We start from the raw sequence: 19,171 nt of genomic DNA on the forward strand, positions 1-19,171 counted from the left end.
CAACGCTACTACTCATCCACGAACACGTTAAGCGCAACTAAAAACCCTCACCTAGGATACCGCTTCTGAATATCACGAATTAAATACTCCAAACCATTCAGTTTAAGTTCATACACTTGCGTTAGCATATCACCTAATTTCCCTTTTGGGAAGCCTTTGTTGTGATACCAAACGATGTAATATTCTGGCAAGTCAATGAGGTATCTGCCTTCGTATTTGCCAAATGGCATTTTGGTATGTGCGAGTTTGATTAAAAATTGAGGATCGGGTTGGAGCATGGTTTTTATTACAGGGTACTAAAATAAGTTTTTTGAGTGAGATTTCTCGTTGCTCATACTTCGCTCTGTCGAAATGACAATGCCGTTTGTCATTCAGAACGAATGCAATGAAGTGAAGAATCTCATAGATTATTTACTACATTTGTGATATGAAGACAAAAGGTTCTCATAATTATTATGTATACATATTAACAAATAAAAACGTTTTATATACTGGCGTTACTAGTAACCTGAAAGAACGATTATATTTTCATAATAATCCGCTTCCATTTTCAAAAGCTTTTAGCACAAAATACAAGTGCTTTTATCTAGTTTACCACGAACATTTTTTTGAAATTAAAAGTGCAATCAGAAGAGAGAAACAAATTAAAGGGTTTAGTCGATTGAAAAAAAACAAATAATATCGAAATTTAATCCCGAATGGCGTTTTTTAAATGATACTATCTAATTCTTGAGATTCTTCAATCGCTAGACTCCTTCTGAATGACCGTACAATGTAGTGACGAATCTCAAAACTAGCAGATTCTTCATTCGCTTTGCTCCTTCTGAATGACAAATGTGATTTTTTGAAGTCCTTATTCAGATTTGTACGCCTCAAACTTCTTTAAGTTTTCAGTCACATAAGCAGCCCATTTGGCTTGCTCTTCTTTATTAATAGAATTCTGGCTTTGAGTATCGTATTGATGTTGCATCTCAGCCAATTCTTGATTCACTGTTTTATGAAGTGCTTGTAATTGTGATTTGATGCTTTGTGAGACGTTTAATTGTGCTATTCTATAACGAAAAATGCGCACGTATAATTCGGTAATATCAAAATGCAATTGCTCGTGCGCTAAAATATGATCATTACAACGGTCGGCAATAAACCAAGAATCTTCAGGGTAAAAATGGGCATAAACTTCAGTATCAAATTCGGTGATGCGATCATTTGTTTTACTTACCGAATATGAAAATGTAATTCCCGAAGCAGTCACAGCAGCTGCATCAGATTCGTTGTGTTTTGGACCTTTAAAATCTGACCATGTTAATTTATTGGCTTCCGTCCATGCAATGGTTTCACCATCAGTTCCTGAGATGAAAACACTTAAAGCGACAAGTAATAAAAATCTAATTATCATTTGGTCCAGTTAAACGTGATATCCTTTTTGATATCTGGATGTAAACTGTAATGTACAGGACAAGTATTTCCAGTGCGTTCTAAAATTTTACGAGTTTTAGTATTTGCTTCAAACGGCAACTCTAAAACCACTTCAATCTTCGAAATCCGTCTTGGATCGCTCGCCATCGTTTTGGTAACATGTGCTGTTGTGCCAGTCATGTCAACTCCCATATCGCGTGCTTTAATTCCCATAACGGTGATCATACAACTCGCTAATCCTGTAGCAACAGTATCTGTAGGTGAGAACGCTTCTCCTTTACCATTATTGTCTGTTGGTGCATCTGTATAGAACGAATTATCAGATTTGAGATGTGTGCTTTCGGTTCTTAAATCACCTAAATAGGTTACTTTTGAAGTCATTCTTTTGCTTCTACAATCGTTAAATCATCATACTTCACAATGTAAACCGCTTCATTGTAATAACCACCAAATAACTTCTTTGAGTATCTGAATTTATTTTCGACGTATTCGGTTTCAATTTCGCTAGAAGACGCTGTGTACAAATCATCTTCAGAAGCCAAACGCAATAATAAATCTAAGGTTAAATCGAAACCACGAACGGCATACTTGTTCGGACTTACATTATAGGTATTCATGTATTTCTTCACGAAGCTATTTCTAGATTCTACAGCAATCGTCATATTTACTGAAGGATAATGAAACTTCAAATTAGACAAATGGTAGTTAGAAATTTCTTTACCTTCAAAAGCTTTATTCATATTGGTTGTCATTAGAATAATTTCTTGGTCGTCCATATTTAAACCATTAATCATACTAATCACATTAGATGCGAAACCTTCATTATCAGTTTCTAAAAACACAATATTAGTTCCGGTTTTAAATACATTTTCTAAATCTTGTTGGTATATAAAATAGGCTTCTTGTTTTTTCTTATTTTTTCTTGAATAGATTTGTTTCGCTGAAGGAAATTCCGTTTTCAACTTATCACTAATCCTTTTATGCTTTGAATCTGAAATGATCACCATATGTCTCGGAAAGGAATCTTTCTTCACAAAATTGATAATCGATTGCTCTAACAAGTCATCTGTCGGAATGGTTTGAAACACATTAGAATGCAAATTTTTAGGCATTGTTAAAGGTGATAGCACAGGAACATTATCAGACTTTAATTGTGCAGCAACGCGATCTAGATTTGTTGGCATTAACGGACCAATAACAGCATTGTAATCTGAAAAATCGTTGGCTTCTAATATTTTTGAAATCTCAGCTATTTGGTTTCTAGTATCAATAACTTTCAAGTTGGTAGAAATTCCTAATTGTTTAGCTGAATCTAGGGCCATCAATACACCAGAGTGAAAATCTAAGGATACAGATAACAAGCCATTAGTTCGAATCATCTTTTTAGCCTCTTGCACAGAATCGACATCCACCTTATTTAAGCTGAACGGCAACATTAACGCAATTCGTTTGGTGCTTAAATTTTTAAGGTTATCCGATAAGTTAGTATTTGCAACATCCTTAATAATGTTTGTAGTTTTAATATTTCCAGGTACTTTTAAAACCATTCCTAATTTTAATCCACCTTCTTTTAGTTCAGGATTTAAGGCTTCTAATTCGTCTTGAGTTACACCTAACTTCCTATTCAAAGCCATGTAACCTTCACTCTTTAAAACGGTGTAATAGTTGAAGTCTTCCTCTACTGCTTTCTCTTCGTTATTGCTAATATTTGGCACGTTGAGTTCGTCACCAGGTTGCAAAACGTCATTCATATTTGGGTTTAAAGCCACTAATTCTGGTACTGTAATACCGAATTTATAAGCCACTCGCCATTTACCTTCTTTAGGCGCAACTACATATTTTTTAATGGTATTGCTATATGTTTTATTACTAACAATAGTCTTAAACCTTGGAATTCTAATCTTATCACCTTTTCTTAAATTCTCTGAATACAAAGAGGTATTTGCTTTTTTAATGTCTTCTACGGTAATCCCATACTTTTGAGAAATACTAAAAAGTGTTTCTTTACGTCTCACTTTATGGCTTTTATAACCAATAAGTTCAACAGTATCGTCAGGAATGGTTTCGTTTTTAACACGAGAGGTTGGAATAATCAAAACCGTATCTGGTTTTAAATCTTTTTTCGCATCAGGATTAAGTGCAAATATATCAAAAGGTGTCACTAAATATTGCTTGGCAATTTGCTCAATAGTTTCGCCTGCTTTGACTTTGTGTGTTTTGTAATCTTGAGCTGTTGCAGAAAAACTGCAAAGCAAAATAACAAGGATGATTAAGAGTTTTTTCATTCAAAAAAATATTTTATGTACTGCATGTTTTTTATTTTGAAACAAATTCAGTGCATAAGTCACAAAATTTTATTCCCATTCAATGGTTGCTGGTGGTTTTGAACTAATATCGTACACTACTCTATTAACGCCTTTCACCTTATTTATTATCTCGTTAGAGGTTTTCTGTAAAAATTCATACGGAAGATTTACCCAATCTGCCGTCATTCCATCTGTACTTTCAACAGCTCTTAAAGCGACACATTTTTCGTAGGTTCGTTCATCTCCCATTACACCTACACTATTTACAGGCAATAAAATTGCTCCTGCTTGCCATACTTTATCGTATAAATTCCAAGATTTCAAGTTATTTATAAAAACAGCATCTACCTCTTGTAATATACGTACTTTCTCACGAGTTAGATCACCAAGAATACGAATTGCTAATCCAGGACCTGGAAATGGATGTCGACCCAATAACTGTGAATCCATATTCATAGAAGCACCAACACGTCTTACCTCATCTTTAAATAAAGTTTTTAGTGGTTCAACAATTTTAAGTTTCATAAAGTCTGGTAATCCTCCAACATTATGATGACTTTTAATCGTTGCACTTGGACCTCCAGTTGCTGAAACACTTTCGATAACATCTGGATAAATTGTGCCTTGTGCCAACCATTTTACATCTTGAATTCGATGAGCTTCATCATCAAAAACCTCAATGAACACGCGACCTATCGTTTTTCGTTTTTCTTCAGGATCGCTCTTTCCAGCCAAAGCATCCAAAAAGCGTGCCGAAGCATCTACACCTTTAACATTGAATCCCATGCCTTCATATTGATGTAATACATCTTCAAATTCATTTTTACGCAGTAATCCGTTGTTTACAAATATGCAATACAAATTTTTACCAATCGCTTTATGCAATAACATAGCAGCTACCGACGAGTCTACACCTCCAGACAAGCCTAAAACGACTTTATCATTTCCTATTTGAGCTTTAAGGCTATCAACAGTTTCTTCAACAAAGGATTGTGGTGTCCAATCTTGTTCAACTTTAGCAATTTTGATTAAGAAATTATGTAATAATTGGTGACCATCGGTCGTGTGATAAACCTCAGGATGAAACTGGATGGCATAGGTGTCTTCACCTTCAATTTTATAAGCGGTATTTTCGACATCACTTGTACTTGCTAATAAAACACCTCCTGTTGGCAGTTCTTTTATGGTATCGCTATGACTCATCCACACTTGGCTTCCTTCGTGAATGTTCTCAAAGAAGTCTTCATCAGCTTTTATAAAGCCTAAATTGGCTCGTCCATATTCTCTTGTGTTCGATTCGGCAACTTTTCCGCCTGAAAAATGAGCTAAATATTGCGCACCATAACAAACGGCTAACATTGGTTTTTTTCCACGAATACCAGATAAATCTGGATGCAGCACATCTTCTCCTCTAACAGAGTTTGGGCTACCAGATAAAATCACAGCTTTAAAACTGTCAGAATCGTTTGGAATTTTGTTATACGGATGAATTTCGCAGTAGATGTTTAACTCTCTTACACGACGTGCTATAAGCTGTGTGTATTGAGATCCGAAATCTAAAATAAGGACTTTGTTGTGTTGCATGTGCAAAAGTAATAATTGATTTTAGATTGACGATTTAGAGTTTGTGATTTTTTAAATATTTTTTTAACAATGTTAAACATTAGTAAATTCCATCATCTTAGCCAATGTCCCCTTTTTGTCCTACCCCAAAACTTTAAAATTTATACGTTTTAGTACTATATTTATAATCTTAACGAAAGTGATATACAACAAATTATGAAATACGTTACTGTTTTACTGTTTTTAATTATTTCAACTTGCCTTACGGCACAGCAAACCAAACTTATAGATAGTTTAAAATTAGAGCTTAAAAACAGTAGAACTAATGATTCGGTTAGAGTTAAAATTTTAGCTCAACTTCATGAAAAATTAATGTTTTCAAAACCAGAAGAAGCTAAAGCTTACGCCTTGGAAGAATTGGAGATTTCAAAACATACAGGTTACAAAAAAGGCATTGCAACAGGATATATGCATATTGGCGACTATTATGGCAATAGAAATGAAAATGATTCTGCATTACATTATTACACCTTAGCAAAAAACCAATTTAAAGACTTAAAAAGCACTAGAGGTCTTATTTTTACAAATCATTCATTGTCAACAATTATGTCATCTAAAGGTGATTTAGACGATGCGATAGCAGTAACAGAAGAAACATTAAATATAATTAGAAAACATGAACCAGAAGGAGATTTGAAAACCAAATTTATTGGTGCCCAACATAACAGTCTTGCAAATATTTATATAGAAAAAGGGAGTTATAAAAGAGCATTAACAGAAGCATTTAAAGCTTTAAAATGTTTTAATGACATCAACCATCAATCTAGAAAAGCAGATGTTTTAAAACAAATTGGAGATATTGAATCTGGTTTAGAAAATCACAAGGACGCAATTAGGTACTTTAAGCAAGCCATTGAAGTTTATAAACAACTAGGAGAACAAATGTATTTAGCGTATGCATATAATTCACTAGGTATTAGTTATCAAGATTTAGAAGATTACAAAAACGCTAAAATTTCTTACAAATTAGCTAAAGATTACGCAACAGAAGTTGAAGATAAAATGTCTTTATCCAATGTCTTACATAATTTGGCTGAATTAGACATAATAGATAAAAATTACCCTAACGCAACCCAGTTATTAAATGAGGCAAAAAACATAGCCGAAGAAGAAGATCTACAACTAAGTTTAGCCAATGCCTATGATGGATTATCACAAATTGATTATCATTCAAATAATTTCACGGAAGCTTTAAATCAAAATAGTAAAGCTATTGAACTTTCAAAGAAAAATGGCGTATTACCACATTTACAAATTCTTTACAATTTTCGATCTGAAATATTACAAAAGTTAAATCAAAACAAAGACGCTATTTTTTATCTAAAAGCATCACAAAAAATCAATGACAGTTTATTGTCAAGCAAAAAAATCGAACAAATAGAAGAGCTGAAAACAATTTATGAAATTGAGAAAAAAGAGCAAGAAATAAAAAATCAGAAAAATGAAATTGAACTCCTAACGATTACAAGCAAAGTAAATAGGTTACAACGTTTACTTTTAGCACTAGGATTATTTATTGCCTTAATTGCAGTATATGCCTTTTATCAAAGAAATAAGCGCAACAAACTAGGCAAAGAAAAAGCTGAAGCTGAAGCTGAATACAAAACCAAAGAACTCACAACACATGCACTTCATTTGGCAAAAAAGAATGAGGTTTTAAATGATTTGAAACAAAAAGCCAAGGTTTTAAGAGCAGATGCCAATGCAGATCCTGGATATCAAATGTTGATACAAACCATTAATTTTGATTTGCAAGATGATAACAATTGGGAAAATTTCAGCAAGTACTTTGAACAAGTCCATAGAGGTTTTAACACAAAAGCTCAAGAACAATTCCCTCAAATTACCTCTAACGATTTACGCTTAATGGCATTGATGAAAATGAATTTAACTTCCAAAGAAATTGCCAATATCCTAAATATTTCTAATGATGGCATAAAAAAAGCTCGTTATAGACTTCGTAAAAAACTAAGCCTATCTACTAAAGACTCTTTACAAGAATTTATATTAGCGCTTTAATTAAAGCTCTATTACATCTAAAACGTGCAATTAAATAATGCTTTGACTTCAAAATAAATAGGCTCTACAAGCCTAATATTTATGTAAGCTTTTCAAAAGAATTAAAGACACTTCGTTTTATTACTCGTAAAACTTAAAAAGGGTTTGACATTTAACTTTAAAGTATACATCAAGTGATTTGATATAAAAGATTTATAACACAATAAATTGATGAACACCAGACTCCGAAGAATTACCTGCTGAATCTATTGTTATCACGTTCCAATAATAAATCGTACCAGAAAGTACTGGAACAGTGGTTTGATTTGATATCAGCCCACTTTCAAGTACATCTGGAGAACTGTCTGTACCAAAATATACATCGTAAGCTATAATATCATTATCTACGTCGCTTCCACTCCACTCCAAGGTCACCGAATTTGTTGCTGGTACACTTTGTGCCATAGCTGGCGATACAATTTCTGCTGGAAAAGGTGCGTAATTTTGTACACCTGGTCCTGCATTATAAAAATTCCAAATGGCACTCTTTTTAATGTCGTTATCGTGTACGTATTCAACAAACCATCTAAAAGCAGCAGCACGTTGTATCGTAACTGGAATTACATAATCTTCTGTTGTGTATTGAGTAATAGTATTAGTCTCTAAATGTTCTAGTGTAAGTGTATAAATTTGAGCATTGGTATTAGATTCCCATTCAAAATATACCGTACTTTCGGTTGGCGTTAAGTCTGTACCTTCATTACACAACGCATCTTGAGCCGGAAAAACCAAGCCCACACCATTGGGTTCATCTTGGTTTCCTATGCCGCTTCCATTTTCGGGATCACCATCTGAAGCGTTGTTACACGCCTGGCAAATTAACACTATAACAACAAAGTTTATGATTTTTTTTAAAGGGTTCATTCTTTAATAATTTTATAGGTTGATATCGTTTCAGCTTCTATTTTCAAAATATACATGCCATTAGCTAAATGACTTGTATCTATTTGATTTGTATGATTGGAGTTGGTTATTTTTTTCTGAAACATGAGTTGTCCAAAAACCGAATACATACGTATTGTCAGATGGTCTTGGTTGGCTGTGCTGCTAATATTAATCTTATTATTAAAAGGGTTTGGAAATACCACAAATGCTTCGTTTAAAACTATTTGCTCTTCATAAACTCCTTGACACTCTTGGTCTGTACTTACTTTTAATTGGTTAACACCTTGTTGTAAATTAAGTGTAAATGATGTGTTGTGAGTTGTAAATATGTCGCCATTAAGCTCAATATAATAGATATTACCACCAGATAGTTCTAAAGCCAATTGATTGCTAGATGCCATTCTGCTTGCAAATACACTAAGAGGATTTGGTTCTGTAATAACTACTGTGTAACAGCTCTCATAATCTGGCCATTCTTCTATAGTGATACACATTTGGTAGGTATCTGCCAACAAGTTAAATATATCTACATCGTTTGTAAAATTATAGGCTTGATTAAAGACTTCTCCTGTACCATCAAAAATGATAGTTCCAGTTAGATTGACAGTATAATTATAAAGGTCCTGTGCTACTATGGTTATTTTTCCGTTATTGCTGTTTAAACAGGTTTCTCCAGTAATACTAACTGTAAAATTATCGTTTGGTAAATTTGGAAAAGCACAGCCTGATAAATCTACGACAGAGCCAAATGGTGTGTTTGGACACAAATCGTCTTCGTTTGGAACGCCGTCATTATCAGCATCTTCACAAATGGTTTGATAGCTTGCCGAATCATCTTTAAACCAACTATCGTAATTACCATCATTGTTTTCGATAACTGCAACTGGATCATCTACCAAAATACAGCCTAGACTTGGATTCTCTGTTGCATTAAAAATAAGCAAGTTTTCGTTATTGCCATTTTGAATGTTTAATTGGTCTAAAATTAAGGCATTGGCTTGACAGAAGAGTGTTTTTAAACTCGTGTTTTGTGTTAGGTTTAGATTAGCGATTTGGTTTGAAGCACAATTCAAATCTTCCAAGTATTGTAGTGTATCAACATTAAAATTTACGATGTTGTTACTCGACACATCAACATCTTCAAGATTAGTGTTAACCTCTAAATTGATTTGTGTTAATTGATTATTAGAAAGGTTTAAATTTATTAAATTAGTCAACAATGACACATCTACTGTTGTTAATTCATTGTTTGAAAGATTAAGGTTAACGAGTAATAAATTATTACTCAAATCTACGGTAGACATTGCGTTATTGGCAACATTCAAATTGGTTAAACTTACAAAATCCTCAATACCTGTCAAATCAGCAATATTAAGCGCGTTGAGGTTTAAAAAAGCAACATTTTCAATAGATGTTGTTACAACATAATCGTCTAATGCTCCAGAATCGTATCCTAAATCGATTAAAACCTGTTCAAAATTATCATCTGGAACAAAGGTTTGACCAAAAAAGCAATTCACCGAAAGTTGTGTTGGTCCATCAAATGTCCAAGATGCACCAGATGGAATACTTCCAGTATCTGTTTCTATGCATAACAAATCTGGATTATTGGAAGCATTGAAATTTGCCAATATTGAATTTTGTCCATTCTTGATATTGAGAATTTGTAAGGCGTTTGACTCACAACTGATACTAGTTAGCATTTGATTTTGTTGAAAATCCAGTTCTGAAATTTGATTCGCATCACAATTAAAATCTTGAAGAGACAGCACATCATTTGGAGAAAAAGCCACAAACGCATTATTTGAAATATCTAAAACTTCAAGATTGACATTGGTACTTAACTCTAAATCGCTAATTGTATTATTAGCACAGTTCAGTGTTGTTAAAGCCAGATTATTTGAAACCTCAACATTAGTTAGCATATTGTTTGAACAATCTAGAACCATCAAATTGCTATTGGCATTAATATCAATTTCGCTTAACGCATTATTAGAGCAATCTAAAGTCTCTAAAGCTGAAAAATCTTCGATTCCTGTTAGGTCTTCAATACCATATCCAATGACATTAAGATTAGTTACGGTCTCAATAGTTGCAGTTAGCACATAGTCATTTAAAGGTGCAGTGTCGTAACCCAAATCGATTAAGGCTTGTTCAAAATTATCATCAGGCACAAAAGTTTCACCAAAATTGCAATTTTCATTGTAGGTTGTCGCCTCATCTTTAACCCAATTAGGACCAATTGTATTGGCATCATCGACTTGAATACAATCCAGATTTGGATTTCCAACGGCATTAAAATTAGCAATATCAGTATTGATTCCGTTTTGAAGATTTATAAAGCTAAACAGATTGTTTGATACATTTATTGAGATTGTTTCTGGACAATATTCTGTTTGATTAACTTGAAATACACAAGCATTTAATGCCATTGTAGCTAAGTTTAATTCACCTTCTAGTTGATTATTGCTTGCATTGAGCGTTTTTAATGTTCCTAAATCGTTAGGCAAGATTAAACCTGTTAGCAGGTTTGAACTCATATCCACTACAATTAAATTGCTATTTGCACTCAGGTCTAATGTACTTAATTCATTATTTGAAGATGACACATATTTCAATACTGTGTTTGTATTTAAGTCAAGCTGAGTTAACGCATTGAAATCACAATTTAGATTTTCTAATATCAGATTAGATGTTAGATTTAGATCTGTTAAACTGTTTTGAGATAGTAAAACTTCAATTAAATTATTATTATTAGAAAGGTTTAAGGTTTCTATTTGATTATTACTAGCCGATAAAAATTCTAAATCTGTATTTGAAGCAATATTGAGTTGTGTGAGTTGGTTCGAATTACAATTTAGTGTTAGCAAGCCTTGGTAATTTGCAATCAACAAATCTGAAAGATCATTGTTAATACAACTCAAATTTGTTAAGCTTGTATTGTTTGCTCCAACAGTAGTTAAATTATCGATTTGATTACTATTGCAGTTGAGGTCTTCTAAAACAAGATTTGTACTAATGTCTAAATTTTCTAGATTATTATTAGAGCAGTTTAAAACCCTTAAATTGGTATTGTTATCGACATTTAGAACATTTAGATTGTTATCTGCACAATCTAAAATTTCGAGATTCGTATTTTGTGACGTATTAAGGTTGTTTAAGTTATTTCCTGTACAATAAAGCTCTTTTAAGTTTGGAGTTCCAGTAGTGTTGAACAAACCAATGGTATCGTTAATATCATTCGTTACTAAATAGTTTGAACTACAATCTAAACGTTCTAAGAATAACATGTTGCTTACATCAAGAGTATTGAGGTAATTTCCACTACAATTAAGTTCAACCAAAGACTTAAAATCCTGAATTCCTGTTAAGTCTGTGATACTTGCATTACTGACATCTAATGCTGAAACATGCTCAATATTAGAGGTTAAGACTTGAGCATCTATAGTATCGTCAAGACCTAAATCTATTAGTTTTTGCTCGAAAAACACATCTGGTATTAGTGTAAATCGATTCGTTTCACAATTGCTATTGTAAGTTGCAAACGCATCTTTTTGCCAAGCAGCAGGAATGTTTCCAACAATAGCATCGTCAACATTAATACAGTATAAATTTGGATTGTTTGTCGCATTAAAATTAGTCAATGTAGCATTTGCTCCATTTTTAATATTTAGAGTCAATAATGCATTGTCGTTACAACGTAAAGTTGAAAGTGCAACGTTTGTTGTTACATCTAAGTTTTCAATATTATTTTGCGAACAGTTTAAACTTACCAAAGCTATATTATTACTTAGATCTATACTTGATAAGACATTAGCATTACAATTCAAATTTTGCAAGGCTACAAAATCCTGAATTCCTGTTAAATCTGCTATATTAAGATTAGAGACATCCAAAATCGTCAACGTGTTGATGTCTGCTGTCGGCACAAAATTGTTAAGTGTATTGTCAGAATCTATACCTTGATTAATTAAAGCTTGCTCAAAATTATCGTCTGGAACGTAAGTACCACAACTCAAATTATAAGTCGCAGCTGCATCTTTTTGCCAATTTGCAGCTGCATTTGCAAAAGCAACATCATCAACCTCAATGCAAAACAGATTGGTATTGTTTGTTGCATTAAAAGATGTGATTGTTGCATTATTTCCATTATTGATTTGAAGCGAAAACAAATTATTATCATTACACAAGACATTAGCCAATGAAGTATTTGCAGTGATGCTCAACGTTTCTATTTGATTGAACGAGCAATCTAAATTGCTTAACAAAACGTTGGCATTTAAGTCTAACTGCGTAAGTGAATTATTGGAGCAGTTTACATCTGTTATTGCACTATTATTGGCGATGTCTAAATTTTGGATGGTATTGTTGCTACAATCTAAAGCAGTAATATTCAAATTTTCATTGAGATCTAAAGCAGATAAATTATTGTTGGCAACATTTAATTGCTGGATTGCAAGGTTGGCTGATACATCTATATTTTCAATAGCATTTGCACTACAATCTAAATTTTCTAGAGCAATAAAATCTTCAATTCCTATCAAACTGGATATGAATACATTAGAAACGTCTAAATTTGTTAGCGCATCAATATTTGTAGTTAACACCAAATTATCGAGAACGTCATCATGTCCTAAATCAATTAAAGTCTGTTCAAAATTATCATCTGGAACATAGGTGTAAATATCTGCGCAAGTAGCTTCACTGTAATAGGTCCAATCATCTTTTAACCAACCCGTTGGAACCGTAAAATTATTATCGATTTGAATACAAAACAAGTCTGGGTTTTGGGTAGCATTTAAAGAAGCAAACAAATCGTTATAACCATTGGCAACAATCAAGGAGGTCAATTGATTTCTAGAAACATTTACTGAACCTGAATCTTGACAAATAGTAACCGGATCAGTTTGTGGATCTGGACAAACTACCGAATTCATATTACTTAAATCTAGTTGAGACAAAACATTATCTGAAGCGTCTAGGTTTCTTAAAAAACTGAGTGCTGAAACGTCTAACGTTGAAATTTGATTTGATGCACAGAACAGGTTTTCTAAATTAGAATTATTAAATACAACTAACTCTCCAACAATTCTATTGTTTGAAACATTTAGAGAGGTTAAATCCATATTATTTGAAACATCGACAATAGAAATTTGATTTCCAGAAGCTGTCAAACTTGTTAATGCGATATTGTTTGATATATCTAAGTTTTGTATTTGGTTGTCTGCACAATTTAATGCTTCTAAGTTTAGAAGATTACTAACATCTAAATCTATTAAATTATTAGAACCACAGAGTAAAGACACCAAGTTTGTGTTAGGATTAACATTGAGGTCATTAAGATTATTATCATTACAAAACAGATTTTCAAGTGCTGTAAAATCTTGAATTCCAGTTAGACTTGAAATATTTGAACCACTTACATCTAAAAGCAATACGTCATTAATTCTGTTTGTTAATACTAGATTATTATTAGCAATACCATCTCCCATACTGTTGGCATCTCCTACAGAAACTGCTGTACCATCTGCTGTGTGTGTTTCTAGGTAAATTTCAAAATTAGCATCTGGAATTGCTGTAGTTTGCGCTTTTAAACACAATGCAAACAGTAAAAATAAAGCTGATAACAGAACGTTATTATTCATTTTATGTTTCGGTTTTAAACTAATGATTTGTAATATTTAATGCCTTCCTTTTTTATCAATCTCTTGATGAAAATGGATTTGTTTTTCTAGACCTTGTTGGAGTTCATTAAAAAATTTGGTTTTATAATTAGCATCAGTTTTCAATTTGTTTAAGGCTTCAACTAATTTTACATTTTCACCATTTTTGTTAGAATTCAATATCATTTCTTCAGCAAGTAACAATCCTTTTTCAAAATCATCTCTAGTGATCTTATGGTAAATTATATCGCTTTCAGGAGACTCTATCACTTCATATTCCGAATGGTTTTCCTTAGCATTTGCTGTTAAAGCCAAGTTTCCGTTGGCTACGCCATTTTCAATGGCATCAATTTTATTTAAAATGCTTTCTATTTGATTTTTTAAATATGAAATTTCCTCAGCTTGCTCATTAACCTTAGTCTCTAAGGATTGTATAATTAAATTTGCATCATTTTTATTAATGCCAACAGCCGTGTTAATCATGCTGAAATTATTATGTTGTTCATTTGTAGACCAAGCCACACCAACTATTTGCTTTAACTGGCTTGTGGTTATGTCTTCTGGATGAATAGCAATACCAATCCCATCATTTTTGCCGCTAGGAAGAATATAATCACCTATATTAACTATTCCGAAAACCTTAACTGGTATTTGTCCCATAAATGCTACCTTTTCGTATTCGTTTTCTCGATTAGGCTGAGGCATGTTTCCTAATACAATTGGCTTATAGGACACAACCATCATGCGTTCAGCACCTGTAAGGTTTTTAGAAATCTTTCCGCCTTTTACTCCAACAATATCACCATAGGTCATGGTTTCATTAATATCGTTTCTCAGTAAATATTCTGCATAATCTCCGGATCCAGAGGCATAAGTTACACCTTGCAGCATTGTTTTATAATCTTGATAATAACTAAGATTTCCTTGAGTAATTCCTACACCTATACCTGCAACAACTATTTGAAGACCAGCAACTATAGATTGTGCTGTACTACCAATTATCCATGAAGGTATTGGTGCTGTCACACAAGCTCCAATACCAACGCAACCTGTTGACGATGTTGAGGCAATACCAATCTCTCCTAAGGATTTTGCAAATTCGTAGGCTGCAACTCCTGTATCAAAAATGGCATCATACGAGTCGTATTCTAAGGTTTCTAAACCAAATTCATAGTCTGCATTATTTGAAAATTCATCGGCACGCTCACCTTCAATTCTTCCCCAAGACGAATCACTTAACTCGTCAAAAAACGTAATAAAATTGGTGGTGTTATCCCTTCCTCCATTCACTTTGATCGCCAATCCTTGTCTTCCTCCTTCTATTAACATCGCATGATGCTCAATATTGGTGTCTAACTGAAAATTATCGTTAAAGATTCTATTTACTCTTACTTGAGAATGTGTATTGATGTACAATCCACCTTGCAAAGTTGTGGAGTCAGTCACTTTTAGGTTAGTTGCTTCCAACTCTCCAAAACTAGCTTCTCCATTAACCACTAAATCATTGAGAGTCGTTAAACCAATCACATCCAAAGTTCCATTTAAAGCAGTATTACCGCCAACAGTCAGTTCACCAGAAAGGTTTGTTGGGTGTTCATCATTAACATTTAGTGCGTTGTTTAAGTTTGTTTCGCCTTCTACAGTTAAAGTACCAGAAAGATTAGTTGCATTGCCATTATTTACATCTAATGTGCTGCTTAAGTTTGTTGGACCTTCTACTTGCAATTCGCCATTTAAATAGGTTCTGTCATCAACAGTCAATGTTCCAGTGGCAGTGATATTTCTGTGGTAGGCATACGGTAAAAATGTTAGACGTTCTCTGCTCATTAATTCAAAATTGCTTCCAGCATCAAAATCGATTTCTACTTTTAAATCTTTTGGAGTGCCATCCCAATTCATTTCCTTAAAATAATCATGGTTGCCATCGCCAATCAATAAGTTGATACGTCCAAATTCATCTGTATCTGTAACTTGTACTTCTTGAAATTCCAGTTGATTGAATTGGTCATAAATCGTAAACCGAATGGCAATTGTCGCATTTGGGAGATAATTGCCTTCAGAATCTACACCTGGTAATTCTAAAGCATCTGGTGAAATAATAACAGCTTGATAAGTAATGCCATCGGTTTGTGCAAACGTTTGTGATGCAACACATAAGAAGCATACTACAATGAAGAACTTTTTCATGATTTGTGATTTTATAATTGGTTAATTTGAACTATAGTTTTATAAGTTTTGTATTAAAAAAAAGTGTACCTGAATGCACTTTTAAAACGTATATTCCGCTTGAAATGTTTGTTAATTTTAAGTTGATTTCCTGAGTAGGCAAATAGTTTTGCGTGTATATTAATTTACCGTTAATGTCAAAAGTTGAAATTGAAACATCATTTTTGATGGTGTTACTAAAAACTATTGTTACATCTTGATTAAATGGGTTTGGATGTACCGTTGCTATAAGATTGTGGTTTGAATCTTTAACTGTTTTTAAATTATCTAGAGGTTGTTGGTAGCCTTGTCGTATATAATAACCATTATTATAATGTGTACCGATAACGCTAGATTGACCTATACTTTGACTTATTGTAAACACACCTTTAGTTGTAGTTACCGTTTGTGAGGACCCACTACTTCCTAAATTAGATCTGATAATGCGATACTCTTGGTTGTTTTGTGCTTGCACTATGTGAACACAACACAGCAATGTAAATACGATGATAATTTGTTTCATTTTGTCTTATATTTTTAAAAAGACTCAGGTTTAAACTTAGAACTAAATCCCTAAAGATCATGACCTTAATTTGTATGTCCACCTTTTGTCCACTTTATTTTAAACTTTATTAATAACTACAATAACATTTGGGAAGGTTTATGATAAATCCCAATCCAAATTGATGTGCATTGAGCGTCAATTTTTCGCTATTTTCACCACTACTAATCAGTACTGATTTTCCATAGTTGTAACCAACAAAAATGGCTGTACTTCGAGAAATAGGATATTGCATTTCTACTCCACCTCTTAAAAAAAAGATGTTGTTGTTAAATTCTTTTTCACCAACAAGATTATACACATCGTTGTTTATGGTTTGTGTTCCTCTTATTAAAAACTCTGAAGCGACAGATAGATTTGCAAAAAATGACAAATCTCTAAGTTCAAACAGCTTAATCCCTAATCCTGCTTTTAAGCCTAAATAGCTCAAATCCCATTCAAAAAAGTTGTCAATACTTGCTTCGCTTCCTATAGCTCCATAATTGTTGTAAACTGCACCTAAAGACAAGAACAAGGTTCTTCTTGAATTGATGTTTTGCCTGTAACCAATTCCGTAGTAGGATTTAGATTTAGGTAATAAATTACTTAGAGGTTCTCCTCTAGAGTTCTCGTAATTGAAAGATGATACTGTGGTTCCCAACTCAAAATATAATTGCTGGCAAAAACAGGAAAAGCTCAATAGAAAAATTACAGTTAATACGATGTATTTTTTTAACATGAAGACAGTATTGCTCAAACAATAATAGAGAAAATAAAGACTCGAATTTTTGTAGAATTGCTATGTCCACCTTTTGTCCACCACAAAAAATAAACGGATTTAGAGTATTTGTTTCATATATAAAAAGCAAATACATACAGTGTAAAATACTGAAAAACAAAATTTTAAGTAATTGCATTTCAAAATAAAAAACAGAACAGCTTAAGTATTGAAAAATAGAACCGTGATTAAGTTTTAGCGAAATGTCTCATAGTAAGAAGACATATTTACTAGTAAGAAGGGACTAATAATAAAAAGAAAAAGCCTTATAATTTTAAATCATAAGGCATCATTTTGATCACTTTATTTTAATTCTAAGCCATCGTATCTAAAATCATTTTGATATCGTCTTCGGTAGTATCTGGATTGATAAAGCAAAACCTTGAAACAGTTTCATAGATGTCTCCATTTTTCCATTTCGTTGGCGTTACTAAAGCAAATCCTTTGTCGTGATTATCATACGTCCACTGTGTGTATGCTTCCGGCATCCATCCTATTCTTCTGAACAAGACACAAGAAAGACTCGGTTCTCTAACTAATTCTACATTCGGATTGCTTTCAATTATTTTACCAGCAATTTGAGCTAATTCTATACCACGCTCAACCGCTTCCTTATAGCGATTTGTGCCATGAGTTGCTAAAGAAAACCATAAGGGCAATCCTCTAACACGACGAGTTAGCTGTATTTGGTAATCAGTTGGATTGAATCCATGAGCACCTTCATCTTTAAAAATATCTAAATATGAGCCTTGTTGCGAATGTGCTTTTTTCGCAAATTCTGGATGTCTGTAGATCACTGCACCACAATCATAAGGTGAAAACATCCATTTATGAGGGTCAACAGTAATACTATCTGCTCTTTCGATGCCATTAAATAAATGACGAACTGAATCTGCCACTAATGCTCCACCTCCATAAGCAGCATCGACATGAAACCAAAGTTTTTCGTTATCACAAACTTCTGCAATACCTTCTAAATCATCTATAATTCCTGCATTAGTCGTACCTCCTGTTGCTACAACCGCAAATAATCGTTTACGTTGATGAAACGTTAAATTATCAATAGTTTCTCTTAAGTTAGTACCTGTTAGTTTTTCTTCAGAATCAACTAGTAATATATCTACATCGGCAACTTTTGCCATTGCTTTAATGGAAGAATGTGCACCAATTGATGTAATGATTAAACCTTTTTCTCTTTTATAAGTGTCATCCTCTCGCCAATGTTCTCTTGCTGTTACAATTGCTGATAGGTTTGCAGCTGTTCCACCACTTGTAAAGACTCCAAATGCCCCATTAGGCAAACCTGTTAAAGAGACAATCCATTTCATGGCTTCGTTTTCGCAAAAAATGCCTCCAGCACCTTCCATCCAGTAGGCTCCATGAATACTTGAAACAGATGTAACCAAATCAAACATGACAGCTGCTCTTGTAGGTGCTGCTGGTACAAAAGCCAAATTTCGTGGGTGATCAACAGGAACATTAGCCTTTGCTAAATGATCTTTCCATAATTGAAAGGCTTTTTCTCCACCAATACCTTTTTCAGTGATGGTTTCACCAACTAAAGCCTTTAATACTTCTGCTTTTTGAGGTTTTCCAATTTTTTGTTTTGTGTGTGAAATTCGATCGATAGCATATTTCATGACATCCATGGTCATTTCAATTAGCTCAAAATCTATCTTGTGCATGCCTTATAATC

At 33.2% G+C, this 19,171-nt stretch carries 13 protein-coding genes; 2 read left to right on the forward strand and 11 right to left on the reverse strand.

Annotated features, from left to right (window positions below):
* Window positions 1–47: 47 nt before the first annotated feature.
* Window positions 48–278: a DUF3820 family protein gene (locus VOI25_RS09155; RefSeq protein ID WP_323788760.1), complete on the reverse strand. Its 231-nt coding sequence runs from the start codon at window positions 276–278 to the stop codon at window positions 48–50.
* A gap of 149 nt (window positions 279–427) precedes the next feature.
* Here VOI25_RS09155 and VOI25_RS09160 point away from each other — a divergent pair, with 149 nt between their 5' ends.
* Window positions 428–679 (forward strand): GIY-YIG nuclease family protein, encoded by a 252-nt coding sequence (locus tag VOI25_RS09160; RefSeq protein WP_323788761.1) that lies wholly within the window; start codon window positions 428–430, stop codon window positions 677–679.
* A 174-nt stretch (window positions 680–853) separates the two neighbouring features.
* Here the strand turns inward: VOI25_RS09160 and VOI25_RS09165 are convergent, their stop codons facing one another.
* The 4 genes from VOI25_RS09165 to guaA form a co-directional block, all read right to left on the reverse strand.
* Window positions 854–1,396 carry a DUF922 domain-containing protein gene (locus VOI25_RS09165; RefSeq protein WP_323788762.1) on the reverse strand — a complete coding sequence of 181 codons (543 nt, stop codon included), beginning with the start codon at window positions 1,394–1,396 and terminating at the stop codon, window positions 854–856.
* Window positions 1,393–1,797, reverse strand: a complete 405-nt coding sequence (locus VOI25_RS09170) for an OsmC family protein (RefSeq protein WP_323788763.1) — start codon at window positions 1,795–1,797, stop codon at window positions 1,393–1,395. The genes VOI25_RS09165 and VOI25_RS09170 overlap by 4 nt, the downstream gene beginning before the upstream one ends.
* Complete coding sequence (locus VOI25_RS09175; protein ID WP_323788764.1) at window positions 1,794–3,701, reverse strand: LysM peptidoglycan-binding domain-containing protein; 1,908 nt, start codon at window positions 3,699–3,701, stop codon at window positions 1,794–1,796. Before VOI25_RS09175 ends, VOI25_RS09170 begins: the two co-directional genes overlap by 4 nt.
* 69 nt (window positions 3,702–3,770) lie before the next feature.
* The gene (guaA, locus tag VOI25_RS09180) at window positions 3,771–5,306 is read right to left on the reverse strand and encodes a glutamine-hydrolyzing GMP synthase (RefSeq protein WP_323788765.1); all 1,536 of its coding nucleotides are present in this window, start codon (window positions 5,304–5,306) and stop codon (window positions 3,771–3,773) included.
* 195 nt (window positions 5,307–5,501) lie between these two features.
* Between guaA and VOI25_RS09185 the strand changes: the two genes are divergently transcribed.
* Entirely contained in the window at window positions 5,502–7,364 is a 1,863-nt protein-coding gene (locus VOI25_RS09185) for a tetratricopeptide repeat protein (protein ID WP_323788766.1), read from the forward strand.
* Window positions 7,365–7,556: 192 nt separating this feature from the next.
* On the opposite strand, the gene VOI25_RS09190 is transcribed toward VOI25_RS09185, so the two are convergent.
* From VOI25_RS09190 to VOI25_RS09215, 6 genes are all read right to left on the reverse strand, one after another.
* Entirely contained in the window at window positions 7,557–8,267 is a 711-nt protein-coding gene (locus VOI25_RS09190) for a hypothetical protein (RefSeq protein WP_323788767.1), read from the reverse strand.
* A complete protein-coding gene (locus VOI25_RS09195) occupies window positions 8,264–13,933 on the reverse strand; it encodes a T9SS type A sorting domain-containing protein (RefSeq protein ID WP_323788768.1) in 5,670 nt (1,889 codons plus the stop codon). Before VOI25_RS09195 ends, VOI25_RS09190 begins: the two co-directional genes overlap by 4 nt.
* Window positions 13,934–13,969: 36 nt before the next feature.
* Complete coding sequence (locus VOI25_RS09200) at window positions 13,970–16,138, reverse strand: hypothetical protein (protein WP_323788769.1); 2,169 nt, start codon at window positions 16,136–16,138, stop codon at window positions 13,970–13,972.
* Window positions 16,139–16,169: 31 nt separating this feature from the next.
* Window positions 16,170–16,679: a T9SS type A sorting domain-containing protein gene (locus VOI25_RS09205; RefSeq protein ID WP_323788770.1), complete on the reverse strand. Its 510-nt coding sequence runs from the start codon at window positions 16,677–16,679 to the stop codon at window positions 16,170–16,172.
* A 109-nt stretch (window positions 16,680–16,788) separates the two neighbouring features.
* Window positions 16,789–17,358: a hypothetical protein gene (locus tag VOI25_RS09210; RefSeq protein ID WP_323788771.1), complete on the reverse strand. Its 570-nt coding sequence runs from the start codon at window positions 17,356–17,358 to the stop codon at window positions 16,789–16,791.
* Window positions 17,359–17,789: 431 nt separating this feature from the next.
* On the reverse strand, window positions 17,790–19,160 hold the full coding sequence (locus VOI25_RS09215; protein WP_323788772.1) for a pyridoxal phosphate-dependent decarboxylase family protein: 1,371 nt from the start codon (window positions 19,158–19,160) through the stop codon (window positions 17,790–17,792).
* Window positions 19,161–19,171: the final 11 nt, after the last annotated feature.

The organism is Psychroserpens sp., from assembly GCF_034670085.1.
In the GTDB taxonomy this organism is placed as follows: Bacteria; Bacteroidota; Bacteroidia; order Flavobacteriales; family Flavobacteriaceae; genus Psychroserpens.

Coding starts and splice junctions, on each gene's coding strand:
- VOI25_RS09215 (WP_323788772.1), bottom strand. CDS start 19,160: ATGCACAAGATAGATTTTGAGCTAATTGAAATGACCATGGATGTCATG.
- VOI25_RS09195 (WP_323788768.1), bottom strand. CDS start 13,933: ATGAATAATAACGTTCTGTTATCAGCTTTATTTTTACTGTTTGCATTG.
- VOI25_RS09205 (WP_323788770.1), bottom strand. CDS start 16,679: ATGAAACAAATTATCATCGTATTTACATTGCTGTGTTGTGTTCACATA.
- VOI25_RS09155 (WP_323788760.1), bottom strand. CDS start 278: ATGCTCCAACCCGATCCTCAATTTTTAATCAAACTCGCACATACCAAA.
- VOI25_RS09185 (WP_323788766.1), top strand. CDS start 5,502: ATGAAATACGTTACTGTTTTACTGTTTTTAATTATTTCAACTTGCCTT.
- guaA (WP_323788765.1), bottom strand. CDS start 5,306: ATGCAACACAACAAAGTCCTTATTTTAGATTTCGGATCTCAATACACA.
- VOI25_RS09165 (WP_323788762.1), bottom strand. CDS start 1,396: ATGATAATTAGATTTTTATTACTTGTCGCTTTAAGTGTTTTCATCTCA.
- VOI25_RS09170 (WP_323788763.1), bottom strand. CDS start 1,797: ATGACTTCAAAAGTAACCTATTTAGGTGATTTAAGAACCGAAAGCACA.
- VOI25_RS09160 (WP_323788761.1), top strand. CDS start 428: ATGAAGACAAAAGGTTCTCATAATTATTATGTATACATATTAACAAAT.
- VOI25_RS09175 (WP_323788764.1), bottom strand. CDS start 3,701: ATGAAAAAACTCTTAATCATCCTTGTTATTTTGCTTTGCAGTTTTTCT.
- VOI25_RS09200 (WP_323788769.1), bottom strand. CDS start 16,138: ATGAAAAAGTTCTTCATTGTAGTATGCTTCTTATGTGTTGCATCACAA.
- VOI25_RS09190 (WP_323788767.1), bottom strand. CDS start 8,267: ATGAACCCTTTAAAAAAAATCATAAACTTTGTTGTTATAGTGTTAATT.